The 23,781-nt window shown below is 55.1% G+C and carries 11 protein-coding genes and 1 pseudogene; 6 read left to right on the top strand and 6 right to left on the bottom strand.

What is annotated here, in order from left to right; all coding sequences use genetic code 11:
* Window positions 1–84 precede the first annotated feature (84 nt).
* The 4 genes from M5B96_RS27970 to M5B96_RS27955 all read right to left on the bottom strand — a co-directional run bounded on the left by M5B96_RS27970 (window position 85) and on the right by M5B96_RS27955 (window position 7,587).
* Window positions 85–1,068: a Wadjet anti-phage system protein JetD domain-containing protein gene (locus tag M5B96_RS27970; RefSeq protein WP_248800160.1), complete on the bottom strand. Its 984-nt coding sequence runs from the start codon at window positions 1,066–1,068 to the stop codon at window positions 85–87.
* Between the two features lie 2 nt (window positions 1,069–1,070).
* Entirely contained in the window at window positions 1,071–5,333 is a 4,263-nt protein-coding gene (locus tag M5B96_RS27965; RefSeq protein ID WP_248800159.1) for a hypothetical protein, read from the bottom strand.
* A gap of 63 nt (window positions 5,334–5,396) precedes the next feature.
* Window positions 5,397–6,122, bottom strand: a complete 726-nt coding sequence (locus tag M5B96_RS27960) for a hypothetical protein (protein WP_150652724.1) — start codon at window positions 6,120–6,122, stop codon at window positions 5,397–5,399.
* Window positions 6,109–7,587: a hypothetical protein gene (locus M5B96_RS27955; RefSeq protein WP_150652725.1), complete on the bottom strand. Its 1,479-nt coding sequence runs from the start codon at window positions 7,585–7,587 to the stop codon at window positions 6,109–6,111. The genes M5B96_RS27960 and M5B96_RS27955 overlap by 14 nt, the downstream gene beginning before the upstream one ends.
* Before the next feature lie 130 nt (window positions 7,588–7,717).
* Here M5B96_RS27955 and M5B96_RS27950 point away from each other — a divergent pair, with 130 nt between their 5' ends.
* On the top strand, window positions 7,718–8,608 hold the full coding sequence (locus tag M5B96_RS27950; RefSeq protein ID WP_224794830.1) for a helix-turn-helix transcriptional regulator: 891 nt from the start codon (window positions 7,718–7,720) through the stop codon (window positions 8,606–8,608).
* A 439-nt stretch (window positions 8,609–9,047) separates the two neighbouring features.
* Here the strand turns inward: M5B96_RS27950 and M5B96_RS27945 are convergent, their stop codons facing one another.
* On the bottom strand, window positions 9,048–13,403 hold the full coding sequence (locus M5B96_RS27945) for an NACHT domain-containing protein (RefSeq protein WP_248800158.1): 4,356 nt from the start codon (window positions 13,401–13,403) through the stop codon (window positions 9,048–9,050).
* A gap of 720 nt (window positions 13,404–14,123) precedes the next feature.
* On the opposite strand from M5B96_RS27945, the gene M5B96_RS27940 reads away from it, so the two are divergent.
* The 5 genes from M5B96_RS27940 to M5B96_RS27920 all read left to right on the top strand — a co-directional run bounded on the left by M5B96_RS27940 (window position 14,124) and on the right by M5B96_RS27920 (window position 23,521).
* Window positions 14,124–15,374, top strand: coding sequence for an SIR2 family protein (locus M5B96_RS27940; protein WP_248800157.1), 1,251 nt, complete (start codon window positions 14,124–14,126; stop codon window positions 15,372–15,374).
* 283 nt (window positions 15,375–15,657) lie between these two features.
* Window positions 15,658–16,464 carry a restriction endonuclease gene (locus M5B96_RS27935; protein WP_248800156.1) on the top strand — a complete coding sequence of 269 codons (807 nt, stop codon included), beginning with the start codon at window positions 15,658–15,660 and terminating at the stop codon, window positions 16,462–16,464.
* A gap of 14 nt (window positions 16,465–16,478) precedes the next feature.
* Window positions 16,479–17,255: a Hachiman antiphage defense system protein HamA gene (locus M5B96_RS27930; RefSeq protein WP_248800155.1), complete on the top strand. Its 777-nt coding sequence runs from the start codon at window positions 16,479–16,481 to the stop codon at window positions 17,253–17,255.
* A 145-nt stretch (window positions 17,256–17,400) separates the two neighbouring features.
* Window positions 17,401–20,751 carry a DEAD/DEAH box helicase gene (locus tag M5B96_RS27925; RefSeq protein ID WP_248800154.1) on the top strand — a complete coding sequence of 1,117 codons (3,351 nt, stop codon included), beginning with the start codon at window positions 17,401–17,403 and terminating at the stop codon, window positions 20,749–20,751.
* 214 nt (window positions 20,752–20,965) lie between these two features.
* A complete protein-coding gene (locus tag M5B96_RS27920; RefSeq protein ID WP_248800153.1) occupies window positions 20,966–23,521 on the top strand; it encodes a CHAT domain-containing protein in 2,556 nt (851 codons plus the stop codon).
* 31 nt (window positions 23,522–23,552) lie between these two features.
* On the opposite strand, the pseudogene M5B96_RS27915 reads toward M5B96_RS27920, so the two are convergent.
* Window positions 23,553–23,756: pseudogene (locus M5B96_RS27915) on the bottom strand (IS630 family transposase); the annotation flags it as partial.
* Window positions 23,757–23,781: the final 25 nt, after the last annotated feature.

Here is a 23,781-nt window from a genome sequence, read left to right as displayed (position 1 = left end):
AACAATGGCTGAGGTCGAGTCTCGGATTCCCCGTCCTAGAACCTTCATTACGTTATTTCCAGCGTTACGCGTTGGCGTTGAGTATCAGCTTTCCATCAGTTGTTCCAGCCCTACACCTTCTTGAGGTAACCAGTACCCCTCCTCCCAGAGCTCAGTGATCTGCCCAGAGAAATCCGGCAACCAAGATTTCACTAAATGTCGGTGTTCAGCGTTCAGTGACACAGAATCCCGGCGCCGCCCCACTTCTAGCAATAGGCGGTAAAAGCCAATGCTCGGCGTCAATTGAAGTCGATGCAAACGATTGAATTTCAAGGGAATATTCAGACCTTCAGGATCGATGTCACCGAAGTATTCTGCACTTTGGGCATCTCGCTCTCTCATGACCTCCAGCAAAGCCAGACCGGACGCGCAAATCGTATTTCCACCACCATAGACGATGGCGCTGTAGCGCTTGGCCTGCTCGTTCCACTCTCCCAGGCTCCAGAACGTGTGGTGGTTTTCGACCACAAGCACAGGTGCTCCAACGGCGTCTGAAGGTCGGTAAGCAAGCGGGTGCTCAACCCGCATCGCTCCGATGACACTTAAGGGCATGCGACCACCAAAGAGCGCTCCATTGCGCACCCGGGCGTCGAGAAATTTCTCATCCCCGAAAATTTCCAGCGACCGCTCACGCAACGGCACCTGCAGGAATCGACCGCGGCGCTTGATCAGCCACTCGTTGACCATAAAAGCTGTTGCTTGCTCGCTCAGTGACAGGCTAGGCCAGAACCCAATCTCCGGCAGCCATGAAACGCTGTTGTAGTCGAATGTCGACTTCTGCTTTTCTTCTCGCAACAAGGTAATGGCCTTGGGCATTGGAGGGTGGCCAAGCTTTTCGAAGCCCCCCGCGCCGGGTAATTTCAGCAAACCCTCAGACTCTCCTAGCCGCAACGCTTCGAGCAACTGAGCATCCCGGTTCGGCGTCTCGACCTGCTCCGGATAAGCTGCAAGCCAGAGGGTTCTGAGCGTCGGTAGCGTCACGCGCTTCCCTGCTTCCAGCCCAAGCGTTTTCAAAAATGCAGCGCTCATGGTTATACCGCCGCCTCAGCAAAGGTCGCCCTGGCCATCTCGATATGCGTGCGTTTTGTCTTGCTATTAACGCCGGCCTTACGAAGCCGGATGATCCGCCTGAACCCTTCGAGGATGTTGGCATCCGCATTGGCGGTAAAGCAGATCAGCTGGATACCGAGGCTGGTTGCCAGCTTTCTCTGCGCATCGATGAGGGCTCTGGTCTGGACGTTTGCGAAGGGGTTGTCCAGAAGCAAGGGCCCGCCACCGCCGCGTTTTGCTTGTGTCTGTGTGCTCACACGCATATGACTGACCAGCATGTAGAGGAACGTCGCGATGACAGTCCCTTGGCCACCTGACTTCTTCATGGCATTCACAGGCTGATACTGAAAATCGATGTTCTGCTCCATTTTCAGCATGTGCAGCCCAAACGACTTCTCGTTCGTAAAGCGCAACAGGCACTGCGTGATGATGTCCGCCCCACTGCTTGGGACGACGCCATCCTCAATCTGACTGTTCAGATAGTGGCGGATTTCGAGCTTGCGCTGCTCCGAGCTCTTCGCAGAAAGGTTGGCCGACATCTTCAGGATTTCTTTGCCACCCACATAAGGCGTTCCGGCGGGCATGGTGATTCCTGAGGCATATTTGACCAAAGAGCTCGCCGACGTCGCCTGGTTGTAGACCTCATTCACGCAGCTCTCGAAGTCAGGAATCATTTCGTTCAGCTGATCCATGACCGAAGCAATCCGGTCATGGATCATTTCAGCCAAGCGATCATGGTCGGTACATGCTTTGTCAAAATCGTCCTGACTGATGTGCATCGAGACCTCAGGCTCTACGGCAATGAAATCACTGTGCGTGGCGACCCTGACCAAGTCTCGATGCGCCCTGCTTGTCTCGATACTGCAGTTTTTCACTGCTGCATCTCGCGCGGTTCGCATTTCTACCAGAGCGGTTACGCGCCGTTGGATATCTCCGTCCAGCGGGATCAGTTTGGGTTCGGCATTGGTAGCAGGGAATGCCGACGCTACAAAATTGACCTGGACGACCAGGGCATCCTTGCGCTTCTCATCGGCGGCGCTGTCGATACGTTGTTGAGTGATTTGCCGGCGAAGAGTTTCGGCCTCAGCGCCTCGCGCCACCGCAGCAGCCAACTCACGCTCCAAGGCATTGGAGACTTCCTCATCACCGAGTCTGCGCATGTCTTCTGAAGGCTCTTCAGGGGCGTGCTCGCGGATGAAACTGTTCAACACTGAGCCCGTAACAGCTGCGTCATGAACCGCTCTCTCCTTCTCGCCATCAAGCCGTGTGTTCAGCTTTTTCTGCGAGTCGATTTCTGCTCCGATGTCGATCTCACTCAGGGCGAGCTCCGTGATGAACGCGTCGTCAAGACGGCCATACTCCTTGAGGAATAGCGCTGCCAATTGAGTAGATCGGTCGCACTGGTCTCTCAGTTGGTAACTGACGACGCCGAGCTTATGGTTTTCCTCCGCGGTCAGCATCCTCATGGCGTTTGAATACAGCGTCCGAATGACGCTGAGGTCATATCCCGTTTCTTGTAGACCGCCCTCGGCGTCGAAATCGGCGTCATGCCGCGTAACTTGCCCAAACTCACGCTGTAGCTCGGAGACAGTAGCGGCAACGTCAACCAGATCCAGGCGAACCTCTTCCAATCTCAGTGAGTGAACGCCTTCATCCTCCCGAAGCTCATCCAGCAACGCGGTGATTTGATTCATCTCTCGGTTGATTTCTAGCAGTTCTCGACGCCCCGCTTCAACCTGGGGTTCCCAGCTGGCCGCGTAATCAGACAGACGCTTGAGGCCGTTCTCGTGGGCCTGAATCTGAGCCGGGAGCGCTTCGATACGCGCACTCAGCGCTTCAAGCTCATGAGTCAAGCGGTCAGTGAGCTCAATCAGCGCAGTCCGCTTCGCCGTCGCAGACTCGATTTCTTCTTGGCGTTGCTCAACTTCCAATTCGATCTGTTGAATAGCCTCGCGCGTATGATCGCGCTGAAAGCGTTGAAGGGAGGCAAGCGCCGACTGAGCTTGCCTCTCCCGGGCAGAGAAAGCGTCATGCTCGACGTGGGTCTGCTCGATCAGGGCCTGGCAATCTACCAACAACTGGGCGGCAGCGGCCTTATTGAAAAGCGAGTCCTTTTCTGGCCCGAAGACGCAACGATCTTCAGAAGCAGGTTCGGCATCCAGGCTCGCCACTGCCAGCGTCACAGGCAGGGAGAGGGGCAGCTGCAGGGACTGTCCGACTTGAATCGCTTTGTTCCACTCTTCCTTCGCGACATTGACACCGAGAAACCGCGCCGGATCTGACAAGACGAGCGCCCTCGCCTCCTCAGCGTCGGTTCGCAGATCAGCGACATAGGTGTTGGTTGCCCTGGCAGAGCGTATGCCAGCCGAGTTGAGCGCACGCACTACCCTATCAACGTCATCACTGCGCCCGGCCAAGCCGGTCTGTTCGATCGACTCCTGCTGTTCGTGCAGCTGTTTGAGGCGGATGGCGCAGTTAGAGAGTTCGCTTCGGGTCGACTCGATAAACTGCTGAACATGAGTGACCAGTGCGGACGAGTGAGGATCACATTGACCGTCGACCAACAAGGTCAAAACAGGGTCATTGTGCAAGTTCTCAACGTTACGATCATATTCGTTCAGGCGCTGCTTCAACGTAGTCAATGCATGTTGCGCATGAGTGATGTCTTGCTGGGCCGAAGAGGTTTGCGCTTGCGCATCATCTAAACATGCTTTTTTCACCAGCCGCTGCTCACGCAACTCATCGAGCGTGGATTCAAGCTCGGTGATGACTGTCCTCAGACGCGTAATCGCTGAGCTCACGTCGATATCGGTTGGCAGCAGCCAGCCATTTTCGATCAACCCGTCCAGTATCTGGTTCGCTGCCCGAATACGCTCTTCAATCTTCCCCTTCGTGCCACTGAGCTCAGCCACCCTGCTGCTGCACTGGTTTCGCTGTTGAGCGATGCGCAAGAGGCCCGCTTTCAGTTCTGTCTCCTGCGCAAACATTGAAGAGCGTGTTCGCTGGTACCTGTCAGTGTGCTGTTGAATCAGGAAACGAAGCATGGCGCCGTTCTGAGAGGCCTCGTTCTCAAAAGGCCTCAGTTCTTCCTTGAGCGCAGCTGTTTGACTTTCCAGCTCGGCAATCACCTTCTCCACGTTGAAGATGTCTCGCTTGACCAGCGCACCGTTGAGGCAGTCAAGCCGCACCAATCCAGCTTTGAATGTCTGCTGCAATTCATCGGTACGCTGCTTGGCGGCCTGATCTTCACGAGACAGCTTGAGCCTCTGCAGCGAGAAGTGATTACGCTTGGCAAAAGCCGCCTCGTCATCTGCTTTGCTTGCGAGTTGCTCAAGCTGGTCGACTGCATTGTTCGCCTTCGTCAACCGCACATCCAGGGCACTTATCTGATCACGCATCGTGAATACGATGTCAGCCGCATCCTGCTCCACGGCCAACAGAGCGGCCTTGGCTCCAAGGAAGGCAGCTGCGCTTTCTCCGAAGGGTGTCATGGCCTGCTGAAGGCGCTGCAGTTCGTACAAGCGGGCTTCATACTTTGGCTTTGACTTAAGCCTATCCATCGTCTGGACGACCATGTCTCTGAGCGCGCTGGTGTGCTCTTGATTCATCGACAAATTCAACAGTTTCGTAACGAGGTCGCTTTCGGAGCTGAAAGACAGAAAACCCTCTTCGCTTCCCCCTTCACGGCTGTTAAAGGACAGCTGCATGCTCAGCAGTTCAACGTCGATCAGTCGGCGCTGCTCCAGGTGCGAAACCCACTCTCCCTGGTTGTGGGTGAGGTAGAAGTCGCCCTGGCTCTCCAGCCGAGCGTTTTGATGTGCCCAATTCAAGAAGGCCTGCATCGACTGAACCGGCGCGAGGGAAAGGCCCGGAACCGGCAAGTCTTCCCATGCCAGGCCAGAGCTGGCTTCAAAAGCAAAAAAACGGCGATCAACCTCTGACGCCCGGTCTGCGGCCTCCTTCACTTGAACTGCCTGACCGATGACCACTCGGTAAGACTGCCCGTTAGCGCTACGTGGAGGCATCACCCATTCAATGGCGATGAAGGATGGCCTGACATCGCGGGAGAAGTAATCCCTGAAACTGTGGGATTTGGACTGCAGATGCTGCAACCAGCGCTCCTGCTTGGGCTCAAAGCAGCTGAAAATGTAAGAGAGCAGTGAGGTTTTGCCCCCAGCATTCTCAAGGTTCATGCAACTGTCGATCGGCTCGCCTGTTGCAGGGTCACACAGGTCGAACGTCATCTCCTCATACCAGCTGGTGGGGGATCCGAACCGGTCTACGTAGATCCTTGAAATGCGCATAGGTCATCCTTGATTGGAGGGAGCGGCAGCTGCGGCGACAGCTTTAAAGAGGTTCGGTAGGGTCAATTCGCGCAACTGCACGCGTAGCTGGTGTGTGGGCGTAAAGATGGTCTTGTCGCGCATTTCCTCATTGCCCTCCTTTCTGACCAACCCATAGTCATGCAGCCGAAGCAGGCAAACCCTCACGATCCCATCCACAGACTTCATTGACGCCCGCTCAGCACCAGGTATGAACACTGGAAGATCCAGAAGGAAGCTCCAGCCCGGGCGAAGCTGTTCCGCGGCGTAACTATCGCCTTCAGCGGATGAACGCAGGGAATTCGCGATGGCAAGAACCTTGTCTCTTATCTCGGCCAAGGTGCTCGGAAATGGGGCTCGCCCCTCGTCTTCTATGTGGTCTGTAGTGGGATAGAACACTGCAGCAATCGCGAGATGGATCAGTACCATGGCTACCTTGTCCTGCTCTGACATGGATCGCCGCAAGTCAGACGGGCGCAGTGAAAAGCGGCTGTTTCTGCCCGTAGGAGCAATCACCAACCCTCGCTCACTCACGTCGAGAATGACCAACTCCATGCCGGCAGCGACTCCGTTGACCACCTCCGCGAACAGGCGTTCACCGCGAAACCTTGCCACCAAATGCCGGTAGTCTGCGTCGTTTGCAGGATTGGCCGCGACCGCCATTGCCTTGTAGAGCAGCGTGGCTGCATCCTGGCTATCACTGCTGCTCATTACTGCTCTCCTGCTTGATGACATATTTCAGGTCGTCGCCTGATACCACGGAAGTTTCGAACTCACCGCTCACGTGGGCATGAAGATGGGGGTAGCGTGACTCGCTGTCGGCGTAGGCTCGATAGAGCTCGTAGGCAACAGCTTTACGCTCCACGAACGACAGGCCTTCACGCTCAGCGAGTTCGATCAGTTGCCCAAGGTGCCAGGTCTGCCCGGAATGCATCTTCACGTCGAGCCATGCAAGGGCCGTTGCAATAACCTCAGTCGAGAAGGGATTGGGGATCTGCACAAACTCTGCAATTTCCCCATCGACTTCCTCTTCGTCGCCCTCGTACACGTAAGCGTCCCGTCGCTCCAAAAGCGCATCCAATAAGGTCGACAAATCAAAAATCTTGGGGGGGACTGCAGGGTAGAAGCTGAGTAAAAGGTCTTCTGTGACGCTGGAGATTGCACTCAGAGGCTTTTCCATGAGCGCTGGCAGCAGCTGAAGGTCTATGTCGGGCAAGCCAGAGCGGCGCCGAGCCCGAAAGCCCAACGCCTGCCCCTGAAGAAAACGATCACCCGCCCCTCCAATGTCATTCAGCAGGTTCAAACGCTGCAGGTTGGCGCGTTGCAGTTGAAGGTTGAGCTTGGCCAGTGGGGCGATGGCGTTCGGGTTGTCCATGCCGCGAATTTTGGTGGCAAGCGACTCCATCATGTGATGATCGACCGATTGGCGCTCTGAGACGTGATGGCGTGCTTCACTCAACCGCGGGCTGATGTCTTTGCGCCAATTTACAGTGCCCGGTGAACGATTGGCCTGGCGAATCATCTCTCGGATCATTTGTCGGTGCTCAATTGACAGCAAACGTGCGCGATTCGCGAGCTCCAGTGCTTGCTCAAAACGTCCGTTTTCGATGAGGTGAACCAGCATCTTTTCGATGAGAACCTGATAATCCTCAATTTCAAGATCTAGCATCCCCATGAGCACTACATAGCCCTGCTCGGTCGGGGTGAAGCGCACGGTACCTTCATGATCCTGCTCCAAGCGAACCAGCTTGAAGGTGAACTCTTTGGTCTCACCGGAGGGCGCGTGAAAATACGATTCACGGTGTGCTGCGTATTTATTGGTGGCGTTACTCAACGTATCCAGCACGACTTCCGCCACACGCAATCTGGCGGGCTCGCTGAGTTCGGCGCGCATACTGCCGGCGGTGACCATCAAGTGATCACGTACCTCGGTGAGGGTGTACCCCTGATTAATTGCAGCACCTTCCATCATGTAGAAAAGCGAGGCAAGGCAGAGGTAATTGGTATCCAGCCCCTCCAACACCTTGGAATCATCGTCACCGCGGTGCATCGACTTATTGATGTCAAGGCGCAAAATCGGGCGCAAGAGCAGCAAGTTGCGTTGGTGGGCTGTCAGATCGACCAGGTCACCATTCCTCGTGTTAGGAGGCTCTGCCATGTTAGAAAGGTCGTTCATATTCAGCCCACGAATTCCTTGTCGAGCCGTTGGCACCGGCCAAGCCAGAACCGAATCATTATGAGGTGGTGTGACGGATACTAGCTTTATGCCTCTAAGCATCGCAACCAGAAAATAGAACGTAGACGATTTGATGACCAAAGACATTGCAGATCACTCGCAGGCGCAGCAGGAGCGCCTTGCCTACATCGAGCTGAACCTGTGGTTTCTAGGGGAAGTGCGACGGCAGATGCTGGTGAGGCGTTTCCAGATAAAGGCTGCGTCAGCGACCCGGGATCTGGCCCTGTATACCAGCTTGAATCCAGGCAACTTGAGCTACGACGTCAGAGCCAAGACCTTTTTCATAACCCCGAGCTTCAAGCCCATGTACAGCTTCAGCTCGCAACGGGTAATGACTTGGCTGTCTCAGGGGTTTGCGGACGGTTTTCCTGGTGTGTGGGCCGCAGGGGTGCCTGCTCTGCAGCCCGCACGCCTGGGTAATCCAAGCCTTGAAACGCTGGGCGTAGTGACGCGGGCCATCTTTCAACGGCAGCCCCTACTCATCCGCTACGAGTCTTTAAGCGGTGCAAGCGAGCGCGTAATTGTGCCGCATGTGCTGGTAGACAACGGGCTGCGATGGCATGTACGTGGCTTTGATCGAAAAACGCAAGAGTTCCGAGACTTTGTTGTCACCCGGATCATCGAGCCGCGGATTCTCGATAACGACGTGCCACTGGACTATGAAACGCGGGAATCCGATAACCAATGGAACCATCAGGTGACGCTGGAAATGGTGCATCATCCTGACCAACCTCGGCCTGAAGTAACTCACTTGGACTACGAGATGCAGGAGGGCGTGCTGAGGATGACTGTTCAAGCGCTGACTGCCGGCTACACCCTGCGCCAGTGGAGTGTTGACTGCTCACCTGATCACAGCCTCAGAGGCCCAGAGTACCGACTGTGGCTCAGGAATCATGAGGTGCTTGTAGGCGTGGATAACGCACTGCTTGCCCCTGGATTTTCAGAGTCAACTGCGGTCTAGTATCGCCCGCAGGTTGACATGTAGACCTGCTCTGAAAAGACGGTGGATGCTCCGTCGTCCTTCGACTCATGTGCGTCGGTCATGAGTTGCGGCGCGGTACCAAGTGGTAGGCGCCTCAACTCAAACTGGACAAAAGCATCGGGCGCTGGCTTGGCGCCCTGCCACTCATTCACTTGTTCACGACCACCTTGGTGGTCAAAGCTTACGCTCCCGGGCCATCAGTCCTGCTGCGATAACTACGGCTCGATTCAGTAACGCGGGATGGCCGGACGGTTACCCTGAAACAAGGTGGGCTCAAAAAGGGTTGCGCCCGAGCGATCTTATCATGCTCAGTGAGCTGGTGACGATTGGAGTCTTGCCATCGTCACTCAATCAGACCTATAAAACATTGCGTCTTGGTCGTGGCACTTATTTCTCAGTGACCAGAGCCCCGCTTAACTCAAGGCTTCATCCCACTGCCCCCTCGGGTCGCCTCCACTTGAGCTCGGTTGGCCTCTATGGCTTTCAACGCTGCCCGCCCCCCTCGCTTAGTAAGATCAATTCCGATGACCTGGATGTCCTCAACGCTGGGAAACCTCCAGGCAATGGTCAGCCAGTGCTCCTGCAGTGCCGTGACGAGGCCTTCAAACCTTACCGGCCCCTCGTTCGGGGTCTCCCAGGTAGCCTGGCCGCCATGATCGACAATCAAAAAGATGCCGCAGCTTGAGCTGACATCGCGCAGATAGTCTCTGCAGAGCTGATTCTCGAGCCGTTCGAAGTGTGCAGGCCCACTCCAGTTTTGCGACAGCTTCAGCTCCACGGGTACTGGCGCGTACACCTGGCTGTTCTCGAATCGGTAATCAGGGCGCTTGTCGTCAGCCAGCTGCTCTTCCTGCGGAATGACGTACCGCCCGGCCGCGCGATCTCTCAACCAGTTACCAATGAACTTCCGGACGGAGGTTTCCTGATTGGTCAGTAACAAAAGCTCCGCGTAGCTCGAGTCGCCATCTTCGAGATCATGCTTCAAATCCAGCAGCCGATCGATGGCCAAGTTCCAGAGTTCTCGATGGGTGGACGGCGTGCTTTCCAATGAGTTATGGAATTCGATGACCTTTGCGGGTTCCCAGGGTGGCGTCTGCGAATCAGCCGTAGCTTTCTGCTGCGCGTAATAAGCGCTCCATGGCCGCAGCCGTTCCGCGGGATGTGCGTGGGCGATTTCCTCCAAGGCAAGAAATGCTTCCTTCCCCGGCGTCTCGCGAATGAATGCCAGAAGTCCATCACGAGCGTCTTGGGCGTCGTCTCTCAGGCCTGGCGAGTAGACACCTCCCCCCGTCCGGTCAATGTCATCCTCGATCCGTACATGAGTATGGGTCAGCAGGTACAGAGTCTTGGCATGCTCTACCGTTTTGTAGTTCTGGCGGCAGCGGCTGTTAGTGTGGCTCCCCACGATGGCCGTCAAGCAAAGCATTGCGAACTTCGCCTTTTCTGCGTCTGATGGCAGCGAGTCGATTCGGGCAGCCAGCGCTAGGATAGCAATCCCAGGATTCGTGCCGATCCACACGGCGTACCAGCTCGGCGCCATTTCCAGGTCGACTTCTTCCACTGCTCGCTTGGAAGCAAGATCCGCCAAGGTTTCATCATCAACTGACGAGTTCTGTACGATGCCCAACACTCGCTGCAGCGCCTCGAGGGTTTTGATGGGGTGTCCTAGCCGGGCTAGGAGTGGGACAGCTAAGACCTCCCACATCCAGTCACCAGATGAGCGCACTTTGCGAATCGCCTCGTTGTTGTAAGAGTCCGAATACTCTGCGTCTAACTCATATTCGATCTCGCGCAACACAATTTCTTGGATCTGCAGTGGGTGAATCCTAGCCAGCTCCCCAAGCCAATCTGGAAAGCCATTCAGCTCGCGCAGGGCGTAACGGATAGCGAGTTTTGCGTCCTCAGTGGACATCTGTGAGAACGTAGATAGCTGTTCTTCAGCCTCGATAGCCAGACCAATCAGTCCAAATATCACCTGATATGGCGTTGAATTCGGCGCAGCCCCTTCGGAGGGCAACTTCGGACGATATTCCCGCCAAAATCTGACGGCACCGTCTCGGAATGCCTGTGCCACCGACGTGCCGAATTCCGCGATGAGTGATTGCCAATGCCCGGTACTTCGAGTGTTCAATGACGAGGAGTCTTCACGCATCCGTTCCATCAGATAGGCCTGATTACGGTTCATGACGCCTGGATTAGAGCTGTTAATCAACCCCACATTGGCCGCGAGCCCTTCTCTCCACGCCTGTCGATTTCCCTCTTCTTCAGCTTTGCGTTTGGCCGCTTCTTGCTTCCACCGAGCCTGTTGGGTTTCCCACTCCTCCACGGGCCGTTCAGGTGGATGCAGCAGCAGCTCAAGCTTCTCGCGGAGGTCGACGTGGGTCTCGGTCACCTGTTGGAGTTTGACCTTCCACGAGGGTGGGGTTCCATGTTGCGAGTAGATATTGAATGCCATGCTGAGCGCCATCAGGCGGTCGTCATTTTCAGTCAGGCTAACGATCTGATCACAGGCGACGTCGAAGTTTTCCCTATTCAGCGACCAAAATGGCTGGAAACCGAGTAATTGCCAAACATTAACTACAGGCTCGCGATGTACTTGTCCTTTCCGAGCCAAGGCAACGTCGTACCAGAAAAGCTGGTAGTCGAGTTGAGGCCACGTAGTCACGATTTCCCTGAGTGCTTCGCCAAGCTCACGAGCGGCCCGCTCTTCGTGGCTATGCATCTGGGCAAGGATACTCAGGATCGCGAGAACTGACTCGTCGAGCGCTGACGGATCGCGTGCCTGGAGCAAACGAAGCACGCCTACGCCGGCAATCTCGACAAGCCAGCTGTATCGCTGAGAAATAGTGCTGAAACCCTGGGTCTCAGTGGGTGGTTTGTTCAGCAGCGCACTGATTCCGCGAATGAAGTTGGGAAGACTTTCCAGCGGCGATTCTGCTGCCAATGATGAAAGCTTGGTCGCCAAGTCGTCCCTACCGCTAAAACGTTCCTTGTCCGCGGATCGCTCTAGCGCCTCCACCAGCCAGGGAAGCCACTGGTTGTCGAGCGGCAGTCCATCCACAAGCTCAGCTAACCAGTCCCGGTTCACCTTCGAGTCACCCGTCAACAGGCCTATGCGGATGTCTGCGAGATCTTGCGGCGTCCCAAGATCGATCACTGCTCGGATTGCAGCTATGCGGGTGTGTTTGTGCGGGGAATTGAGGGCAAATCGCTTCGTCTCTTCGAGCGCGCCAATCACCTCGCCCTGCCAGACCATTCTTAGAAGGAACCAGGCGATGTCATCGTAGGTACCGTATTGCGCCAGAAGTTCTTTGATGTCTTCAGTGAGATCGTGGTGCGCGAATCGCTGTACGGCCGAATAGTCAGTCATCGTCCAGCTGTGAGCCGGCTGCGCCAAGTGCTCGCACGCTTTGCGCAGCACTCTACGACGAGTGCTCAGAGGGAGTTGTCCTGGATCGCCTCCCTCAAAAAACACCTCTGGAGCAACTTCCTCTAGCCGAGCACATATGCGCTCATCTAACAGCGCCAACCACGGCAGCACTGGGCGCATGGATGGATTGATCACCTCCAGCCCGTATTGCGTCCGGAAGAATAGGTTCTCGATCTTAACTCGTGACGCCGCACCAAGAATGAGCGTGTGGAGCCATTCGGCTGTTAGATATTCGCGGACAGTTCGATGGTGAAAACGCACTGTCCCGTAGATACCAGGCTCAAAAATTGGCCGGCTCAGCAATGCTGCTGATTCTGTGTCGTTCCAATCCTTAAGGACGTCGCGAATCGGAATTCCAGATTTATTGCCGTCTCCATCCGGGACGCGAATTGCAGAAGTTTGCCCCAGTGTGGTGGCCGCTGCGATCAGGCGAACACCCTCCCTGAGTCTATCCGGGGCGATGGGCTTTTGTTCCGCCCTATCTTGGTCTCGTTCTTCGAAGCGGCGGTTAATGCTGCTCTGCATCAGTTCCAAGCGGGAGCCTATTCGGTTGTGCTCAAGCCAGAAGTCGACGAGTTCCAGGAAGTCCAGAGGGCGTGTGGTGAGCGACCATGCTTCTTTGCGATCCACTGCTGCACGAAATGCTTTGATGTCTTGAACGCCAGTGGCCGTTAGGAAGCGATCAACCTGCTCACCATGGATGTCATCCAACGTCACCAGGAGGAACGCCGTATCCGGTTGTGATTGGCTTGGTACCGTCTGAACAACATTTCCAGAGCCGTCATCCGTTGTGACAAATGTTTGCCGAGCTGCAGGTTCAAATGCAAAGGCCGTCTCGCAAAGCGCAAGATCTGTCCTTGCGCGCCATGCTGTACTTCGTCCGGTGATGAGTACGTGCATATGGGATGCAATGTTGCGGGTCAGGCGGGCAAGCTTTTTAACTGCCCGTTCAAAATCTTTTGGATCATTCAGCCGAGCCTCGTCGACAGAATCCATGAGCAGCCAGCCCTCAGAGCCTGAATCGATCCAGGCCTCGAACTCTTCATGCGTGCCCACCTCAAAGGCGTCTTCAACGTCCGCGGTTACGTTCTCGATGCGAAGAAAGAATGCGGATTTGCCCTGGCTGCGAAGCTCTAAAGCGACATTACGGATTTCAGCAGTTTTTCCTGAACCCGCCTCGGACAACAGAACCACTCGATTGTGACCCAGGAGGTCAAGCCAGGAGAGTTCCCCTTGTCCACCATGGAGGCCGCCTAGGTCGGTGTCATCGGTAGCATCAGAAGCGAGCAGGATTTTGGAGAATGTACGATCGAGCTGAATGAAGGCGTCCGAATGCCTGTTCATATGTAAGTCCTAAACAGTTCATGGGCAGGCCCGGCCGGGCCCGCAGAGGCTTCCACCATGCTACCTGAAATAGCGAGCCCTTCTAAGATGTCGCCCAGGTTGCGGATCATGGCGGGACGTGAATTGTTCGGATATTTGATCACTATCCTCCCAATAAACGCGTAAATCGACTCTGCAATCCTGGTGGTCTGGTCACACGAACCGATGATCCAGTGAGCTAAAAGTCCCTGCTTCAGGAATGCATCATGAACCGCAGAACCGCACCCTAGCTACCGATCTGGGCACCAACAAGAGCTACCTACAAGAGACATCTACACCAGGAACCTACCGGCGGCGATTGGGGGCAACACTGGGGGCAAGACCAAATATTTTTAGCCTGAAACCATCATGCTAGAGCCAAGTCAAAATGTTTTTTGGCTTGCCTGAGAGTCTTTAGGCATAGTTTGGCAGGCTGTTGATCTGGTCATTTTTGCCTTTATGAGCGAGCAAGCGGAGCTCCGTACCGAGCGCCGCATCGAACCGCCCCCCCCACCAAACATTCCTTTCACGCCAAGCACGCGGTATCTCTTGGCAGCAGCACTGGTCTTCATCTTTTTTGGTATGCCGCTGCTCTGTGGGATAGAGTTGCAGACTCTTGCCCGAGGAGTGCCTTAGCATGCAGGGCGGCTCGCGGCGACCGGGGACAATGTCGCCCCCCCTATGTAGTAGGAAGAATTGGGAATGTCAGGGAAAGCGAAGAAGCGCGCCGTGGTCATCATGGGAGCAGGAGCATCCGTTGAGCTTGGCATTCCGACTACAGTGGGGTTTGGAAAAGTCATCGACGCGGATGTTGCCGGCGACGAGTGGTGCCAGCGTACCGGCGGCTCTCAAGCCTATGAGGACGTTAAGAAGGCGCTGATTGAGTACTATCACGGTGATGCCGCTGAGGCCCACTTCGAGCGGGTCTACCATGTCCTGCACGAGCTCGATGCCTTCCACCGTACGCCTGGAGCTGTACCCAAATTCAGCCCTGTCATGTTGCCGTTCCTGACACCTGTCATGAAACAATCTCGGAATGCGCTTCGTGCCGCCAGCCGATGCATGCTCGAGTCCATCTACCGGGAAACTTCGAAGTTCTGCGACGCACCGAAGAAGCCACTGGACTCTATGAAGAACTTCTTCCATCAATTAGAAGATCGTTTCGTTCCTCGGATCTACACGACCAACTACGACGACTTCGTGCAGCAGGCAACCGGCGATAGCTACTTCAACGGTTTTACTGACGACCGTGGCAGCTTCCTGCGCTTCAGTGCGCCTGACTACTGGGCCAACTGGGATGTTCCAGGCATTTTTCACCTGCATGGATCGATCCATATGGCCGAATGCTTGGACTTCCCATCTGGCCCAATTGGGGACATCGTCTGGTATCCCGAGCGGAGTGAAGCCATGAAGTGCATTAGTGCTTCAAACTCCGGCGTCAGCCGAATGGATGGCACAACATTCCAACGCGGAGCAATTCTGACCGGCCTGGATAAACTTAGCCGTCTGCAACAGTTGCCATTTGCCTTCTACTACGCGGGCCTGAGCCGCGAGGTTGTGGAGGCGGACTTGATCATAGTGATCGGCAGTGGATTGGCGGACGGCCACCTGAACACCTGGATCAACGCCGCACGCTCACAGCGCCCGGAGCTGCCATTGCTCTACATCGGATATTGGCATCGCCAAATGGCTACCCCAGGCGAAAATGCAGACGAAATGCCTGACGACTTCGTTGGCGCGATCAAGGGCTTTGATCTCGAGGATCGCGACATTGAACTCTTCCATCAACTTCATGTGGACCTGACTCAGGTTCGAGAGCAAGACGTCAGAGCGAAGGACGGTTGGACGATGGATCCACGCGGGAAGAGTGCCGTATGGTCCGACGGCCTCCAGTCATGCCTGGCCAAGTCTGACGCGCTTTGGTCCATCGTCGAAGCGACCGGTGCAACTTAACGAGAGGCCCCCTATGACGCGAGTTCGCGCCTCTAGAAAGCCAGTGAATTCCTTTGAGGATGGGAAGATCAACATCATTTACGGATTGAGCGGCACCGGCAAATCGTCAACATAGCTGAGCAAGAGCTTAGGCGCCCCCAGTTGCATTGTTCTGGAATGTTAGGAGAAGATCAGTTGACAGCTGAATGCGATCCATCGGAAGGAACCTATCATTAGCTCAATACGCCCCATCGACTTACGCCTTATAGATGACCTCGTCGACTTCGTCCGCGGTCCAGGCTACGTGCTGGATTTCTCCGATTCCAGCTTCTCGAGCTTTTTCGCCGTTGAATTGGAGATCGACATCGACGATCCCAAATTCACGGTGAATGGCAGATCGAAGGGAAAGCGCCTGCGTTACTTCTTGCAAATGTGCAATGACGTCACCGCGGTTCGCGCCCTTACAGCACTTTGGGAATACCGTGCTGAGTACCTAGCTCGCACTGGCGATCAAGATCCTGTCATCAATTCAGAGTCCCGCTATCAAGCGCTCATCCTTCGGCTTTCGAGCTTTTCCCCTCCACCGCCGACAGCGGAAAACTCAAATGCCAGCGTGGTTAATAGGCTAACGTTCGCAAAGATCAAGGCAGAGCTCCTGCAAGTCACATCGCTCAGTGCACAGGCGCGCGGTTATGCTTTCGAGGCCTTTCTCAAGAAATTATTCGACGCGTTCGGCCTTGCCGCCCACGAACCTTTTCGGCTACGAGGCGAGCAGATCGATGGTAGCTTCCAACTTGAAAGTGACATCTACTTGCTCGAAGCCAAATGGCACGGCCAGCCCATCGGGGTCGCGGAGCTACATACTTTCCATGGCAAGATCGAGCAAAAAGCAGCGTGGACACGTGGTCTTTTCGTCAGCAATAGCGGTTTTACAGAGGACGGTCTTACCGCCTTCGGACGGGGGAAGCGGGTGATCTGCATGGACGGCCTAGATCTTTACGATATGTTGGATCGTGAGATCTCACTTACTCAGATCCTCGCGCGCAAGGTTCGCCGTGCTGCGGAGTCCGGCTCACCATTCGTTCGCGTCCGCGATCTATTTCCACGCTAACAGGGAGGAAGAACGTGGCGCAATTCAACGATTGGTGCCAGTCGGTTGATGAGCATGTGGGTGATCACTTCCGTAGTGTATTAACTGCATTTCCGGCCAACCTTCCGGTAGGAATCAATGCGACGACGGCCATCGTGCCCGAGCACTATGCATCAGAAGAACATGTGGCACGTGCACTCGCCCGTCTCGGCAAGCCTGCTGCTGCAGCGTTGATACAAGGAAAGCTCCCAACGACTAAATCGATCCGATCCGGTGACCTAGGCGAGATCTATGCAACAGAGTGGATCGCTGAGTTCAGCGTATATCGCGCTCCCATCAAACGTCTCCGCTGGAAAGACCATCGCAATATGGCAATGCGTGGCGATGACGTTATCGGTATCTTTCTAAACCCCCAAACCCAGCAGTTATGTTTCTTAAAAGTCGAAGCAAAGAGCCGCGCAACTCTCACCGCTAGAACCCTCACAGAAGCCAGAGCCGGGTTAGATAAGGATGGCGGGAAGCCGTCTCCCCATGCGCTGTCCTTTATCTCGGAACGTCTCTTTGAGCTGAACGACTTACCTCTCGCCGACGCAATCGATGAAGCACTGCTCAAGCATGGCATACCGATACAGAACGTCCGGCATCTGCTTTTTACGTTCTCTGGTAATGCGCCAGGCAACATGCTTGTTGCCGCTCTCCACGGGTATCCAGGGCCGATCAATCAGTGGGGGGTTGGGTTGCACGTAGAAGGTCATGCTGCCTTCATCGGTGCGGTTTACGACGGAGTGATCGCTAATGCCAACAACGCCTGAGGCAATTGCAGCCGATATCGCGGAAGCAGCGACCGCCGGCTTCCGGGGACGTCTTATCGCACGAGGCCAAGCGCGCGCAGTCATATGGCGGGATGGCATACTCCCGCCGGACGCTCCGGCCTTCGCATCGCAACTTAGCTATGACTTGAACTCCTACGGTTATACGCTTCTCGGGCTTGGCCTTCGTCTGCGCGAGCTTGGCGGCGAACCTGCCCAGGCGCGTGTTGCCTTTGAGCAGGCTGCCACCGCTCTTGAAGCTGTTATTGCCAAGGGAAGCCAGCAAGAGGTTGACCGCGATTTCCACTTCATCATGGCAGCTGCGAGCTATCATCTGGCGCATCTTTCAGCACGCGCTTATTCACTTCTCGCAATCGTCCAAGCCGACCACAATTTCGCGCCCACAGAACGGATGCTCGCCCTGTTGATGCGGCGAGACCTCGATACCCTTAGCTCTAGCGTGCTCGGTTATCGAGCATCTGGACAAGGCAGTGATGCCAATATCACTGCTCAGATTCAGGCTGACTTGAATCAAGCAGAGGTTGCAGAAGCCTTTGTAGAGGATGGTCACGACTTCCTGCTCGACGGGCTCGACACAGCGCTGACCGATTCATTCATGGCAGCCATGTCCTTATTTCTCCTCGCCTCAGAGCGCGGCGAGCGAGCGTTGCTCGACCAAGCACTAGAACGACTTCGTATTAACCTAGGCATTTGTAGCGAATTCAACCTACTGCCTCAGTGGTGGGTCCACCGTGTAACAATCCACCTCTTGAACGACCTCTGGTCGAGTACCTTCCACGAGAGGGTACCCCTTCTTTCCGCTGGTGGTGAAGCGGCAGAATGGCCACGGCTTCGAGAGTTGTTTATCGCGCTCTTACATCAGCGTCCGAAGGCAGAAATCGATTTGTGGCCATCTCAAATCGAGGCCGCTGCTCGTGCGGCAGACCAAACTGATGACCTTGTCGTATCACTTCCCACCAGCGCCGGTAAGACTCGTATCGCCGAACTGTGCATTTTGCGCTGCCTGGCCAGCGGCAAGCGCGTGGCTTTCATTACGCCACTGCGCGCGCTATCAGCCCAGACAGAAGCGACTCTGCAGAAGACGTTTGTTCCGCTCGGTATGACAATTTCTGCGCTATACGGCAGCATCGGGGTCAGTGGGTTTGATGAGGATGCGATTCGAGAGCGTGACATTGTCGTTGCGACCCCCGAGAAACTCGATTTCGCACTTCGCAACGATCCGTCACTTCTCGATAATGTAGGCCTGATCGTTTTTGATGAAGGCCATATGATTGGCCTCAACGAGCGTGAAGTCCGTTATGAGGTACAGATCCAGCGGTTGCTTCGTCGCCCGGATGCGCACCAGCGGCGAATTGTTTGCTTATCTGCAATTCTGCCAGATGGCGAGCAATTAGATGATTTCGCCGGATGGCTACGACGAGACCAGCCGGGCGGCCTCGTTAGGCACGACTGGCGCCCGACAAGACTGCGGTTCGGCGAGGTAGTATGGTCATCACCTACCGCGCGCCTGAATTTACGAGTCGGCGATGAACGCCCCTGGATACAGAGGTTCCTGACGGGAGCAGCACCACCAAATTGGGCGCCACCCAAGCGTAGACGTACCAAGTTGTTTCCTTGCGATCAGCGAGAGCTTTGTATCGCCACAGCTTGGCGGTTGGTCGACGATGGACAGACTGTTCTTATCTTTTGCCCTGAGCGTCGCAGCGTTGAGCCTTACGCAGATGCCATCGTCGATCTCCATGAACGTGGGGCGATCCGAACATTGCTTGAGGCTGACCCCTTAGTCCTCAGCACCGCTATCGCACTAGGGGAGGAATGGCTTGGACCGAACAGTCCTATCCTCGCATGCCTTCGTCTCGGCGTTGCTTTGCACCATGGCGCCTTGCCGACCCCTTATCGCAAAGAGGTAGAACGGCTACTACGCGACAACGTAGTGAAAGTAACGATTTCGTCGCCAACATTAGCCCAAGGACTCAACCTGTCAGCTACAGCCGTCATCATGAATTCTCTCCATCGCGCCGGTGAAAGGATCGAGATTTCAGAGTTCAAGAATGTAATTGGACGAGCGGGTCGAGCGTATGTCGACATCGAAGGCATAGTGCTCTTCCCTATGTTCGAAGACGTCATGAAAAAGCGGCGTAATTGGGAGGCTCTAATCAACGATCTTGGAGCGCGTAATATGGAGAGCGGCCTAGTGCGGCTCGTCGTCACGCTGCTTAGCCGTATGCATGCCCGCATCGGAGGGGACCTTAATCAACTTACCGAATATGTCGTTAACAACGCTGCAGCTTGGTCCTTCCCCGAAGTCGCGAATGAGAAGCTGGAGGATCGCGAGCGTGCCATAGCCGACTGGGAACGTCACGTCGCAACACTCGACACTGCTATCCTCAGTTTGATTGGCGAGAATGACATCCCAGACGCAAATATTGAAACTGCACTGGATTCCATTCTTCAGTCCTCTCTCTGGCAACGTCGCCTGCTGCGGCAACACGAAAATGCACAGCAGGCACTCAAGGCCGGCCTCGTTTCACGTACCCGGCTCATTTGGAACCAGTCGACGGCGGAGCAACGTCGAGGCTATTTCCTGGCGGGAGTGGGATTGCAAACCGGACATTCACTTGATGCCATCGCCATGGACGTCAACCCGCTTCTTATACAAGCGAACGGAGGCATCCTTACAACTAACGCAGAAGTTGCGATTGCAGCAATAACCGGCATTGCCGAGCGCGCTTTCACGTTCTACCCATTTACACCCGACCCCATACCACTCAATTGGCGAGATATTTTACGCGCATGGCTGTTGGGACAGCCTATTGCCCCAATTGCCGTAGGGCAGGAATCGGAGACACTGCAGTTCCTTGAGAGCGGGCTCGTCTTTCGCCTTCCTTGGGCAATGGAGGCCATTCGTGTCCGTGCGGCGGCGAATGGCGACACCGTCGACGGGTTATTACTCGATGAGTATGAGCTCGGATTGGCCGCAGCCGCGGTTGAAACCGGGACGCTGAACCGTTCGGTTTCAATTCTCATCCAGGCGGGCTTCAATTCGCGACTAGCAGCTATCAAAGTAGTCAACGATACGGGCGCAACGTTCCAGACTGGCCTGGCACTTCGGCAATGGCTCAACTCAGAAGCTATCGCCATCTGGAGCGCCTCACCCGATTGGCCCACTGCAGAGACAAAATCAATGTGGGCAGAGTTTTTGAAATGCTTCTCTCCCCGAGATCAGCAAACTTGGGCTAACCGACAATATCAGGCACCTGTTGAATGGCTCGGCGCGCCCCCGCCTCCAGAAACTCCTGTTCAGATTTACGAGTGGGCCGGCCAACCACGCGTTCTTGCAGCAGATGGCGCACCGCTTGGTACGGTTCAGGCTGCGTTAAATCCCGCACGAGCCGGACTGGTGCGTGCGAAGATGGCACGAAACGGCAACATGGTCGACATAGTCTATTTGGGGCCAGATGACATACAAAATATGTGATTCAGACCACTGCATAACTCAAAAAGGTTGGGGTGAACGGTGGGGCGGCGATCGTAAAAATTTTATGTCCTGCCGAGCGTTGGAAAAATGTGGACTGCGTAGACTAGCGCTGCCCTATGTGGAATATGCGTGCTCTAACCCCTCGTAATATTGCCCTGCAAGCCGGAGTAACCTCCACGCCCGCTCAGCTTCAGCTCCTGGAGAGACTAGCGACATGGACCTGAGTCAACTCTTCTCACTACCACCAACGGAGTTCGCGAGGCTTGTAGATGAGGATTACTTCGATTGCAATGGCATCTACATCATCGAGGTTTACAACGCCCTCATGCGCAGCTGCGTTGACTATCCGTCAGAGGTAGTGTCCCTAGCGAAGGCTGCTATAGATGTCTACCTCGCACAGGAGAGGCCCGATGAAGCCATCCTTTATATGGAGCTTTACGCTCGAACAGAGTTGATTCGTAAAGATGTTGGTACGGCCCTTACTGTCCTTGAGTCGATCGCGCAAATGGATCATGAGCGTAGCGAAGACACCATCCTAGAACTGGCAGACGATATCTTGGGGGACATTGATACCTTCGGCGTCAGCATCGACCAGCGTCCCCGGATCATGAGCTCTGTAGCGGCGTTTTTCAGCCGGTACGAGCAATCAGAGCGTATTGTCGATCTGTATCTCCAAGCGGCTAATCTGTATTCCAGGCACGGAGCTCCGCAGGCAGCTACTAGGTGTGTAACCAGTGCAAAATCCATTTCAGAGCAGATGCAATGCAGTAGTTTGGTTGCCAAATGTCATCTCACCATGCTGGCTGTTCACTGCGAGGCCGAGGAATATCAGCAAGGGGTCGATGCTGCCAACCTAGCTATCGACATCCTGACCCAATCCAGGGAGCCAGTTCCAGCCGTGGTCATGGCGAACCTTGGAGTGGCTTACATGAACTTGAATGATCCCGAAAACGCCATCAGATGTTACGAGCTAGCGTTGGGCGATTCGAGCTTGCCGACAGATGTTCTTCCCCAGGTACGCACCAATTACGCAATTTGTCTACGTCGCTGCGGCCTCATTGCTCAAGCAGCGTCAATGATGGAGATTGCTATCGAGCATGCAAACCAGGATTTTAAGGATCCTGAAGGCCTGCTTGAAATGGCGCTGAGCGATGCAAAGATTGTCCAACTCCTCGGTGATACACCTCTGTTAATTAGCCGACTCAAAGAAGTTGTGACGTGCCTCGACAGTGTCCTCAAGGATGTTCTCCGCCTTCACCACCGCCGGGGCCTGAGAGCCCGATATTTCTGGCGAATTGAAGAGTTGCTCGCCTCCCTGCCCGCGTCAGGCTTTACCCATGACGTTTTAGCCCCGTTGATTTCGCTCAAAGGAAACGCCATGGGTGATTGGCTTACGATCCTCATGTGGGCTGATCGCACACGTGCCGACGCCTCAGTCGATCCTGCTGTACTCAAAAAGATCGACGACACCCTCATGCGTATCCGGGAAATTGGAGCGCCTCACCTTTTCGGAGGGCATGAGCAGAAAGACGACGCCTGGAATGAGGAGAATGCTGCGCAAGCCTGGGATGAACTATCGAATGTAGCCGCACTTATCTATGCCAAAGGCAAGCGACCGCTCGACCTGGCCACCTCCGAGCATCAGGTTGTTCATTGCCTTCAGCGCCTTCAGGAACACCATTGTGTGATGCTGATGACTTCCTCCAAGGAAGAAGTCCTCCTATGGTACTTCCTCGAGGGGCAATACCGGCGGGTTCAAATTCCTCTGGACGTGGTGACCAATTGGAGCAAGGCGCAAGTGGATCACGCCCAGCAATTCCTTGACCGCGCGGGCTTCCAACGCTCGCTCCTGGAGGCCATCAACTGCTTGGCTCCTTTGCTTGATCCGGTGTTCCAGCAAGTCAGCGCAAGTGGGTGCAAAACAGTGCGATTCCTGGAGGATCGACACTGCGAACTGCCTCTGATGGCGTTAGTGCTACGTAATGCCGAACTAGCGACCAAGATGGAAAAGGGGACGTTTGAATTTCGTATGGTGCCGACACCGGTTCTACAAGGCGCCGGCCCCGTCGAGCCAGTTGTGGCTCCGGTAGCGATCATCGACCCTGAAGGCGACTTGCACCTCGCACCTTATGAAGCAGCTGCCTTCTCCAGGGCCGCGGGCTTGCGATCCCCCGCCACTCTACACACCAACGGAGAAGGAAGTCTGCTGGATGTCTTGCGACCATACGACGCTTTGGTTGTGTCGACCCATGGGCATTCATTGAAATTTTTTCAGGACGCCTACTTCGCGCACCTTGGAAACCCTGGCGAGCCACACCTCATCAAGGTGTCCTCTATGCAGGCAGCTGCACCCGATCTTCGCTTGAAAATCGCGCTCCTCAATACCTGCTACTCAGGCTCGCGATCCACGAAAAATGGAATAGGGGAAATTATCACAAACGATTCAGTTGCTATCCCAAACCTGTTCCTGCTCAACGGACATGCAGTTGCGCTAGCAGGTTCCTGGAAGGTCTTTGACATCGTAAGCTTCGCCCTCTCGATTTCGGTGGGTGAAGCGCTGCACTCCGGCCTGGCCCCATCATCTGCACTAGCCAGTGCTATCGCACGATTACATCGTATGCGTAAAAGCGACTTGGAATCCTTGCTGGAAAAGCATCTGCCAACCGACATGCTCACAAAAATACTGCAGCCGATGCAAAACCAACCTGATAAAGGCATTTTTGCTCATCCCTACCATACCTCAGGCATGGCGATACACGGGCTCCTCTGAACCGAATATGCCCGTAAATCGCTCTTGAGGTGCATAGCACCAGAACCTTCTCAGGCGGGTTGAGATAGAGCCCGACGATATCCTGAAGCTTGTCGACGAATGCTGGATCGGTCGAAAGCTTGAAGGTGTTTTCAAGGTGAGCCTTGAGTTCGAAAGCATGCCATATGCGCATTACATTGACAGGAGAAATACCGGTCGCCTGAATGATGGTGCGAATGCTCCAATGGCTGGTGTCAGTTAACCTCGCTTATGTGGTTATG

The organism is Pseudomonas sp. MWU13-2105, from assembly GCF_023242315.1.
Lineage (GTDB): Bacteria > Pseudomonadota > Gammaproteobacteria > Pseudomonadales > Pseudomonadaceae > Aquipseudomonas.
Note: the sequence above shows the minus strand (reverse complement) of the source record. Positions and strands in the feature narration are given on the sequence as shown.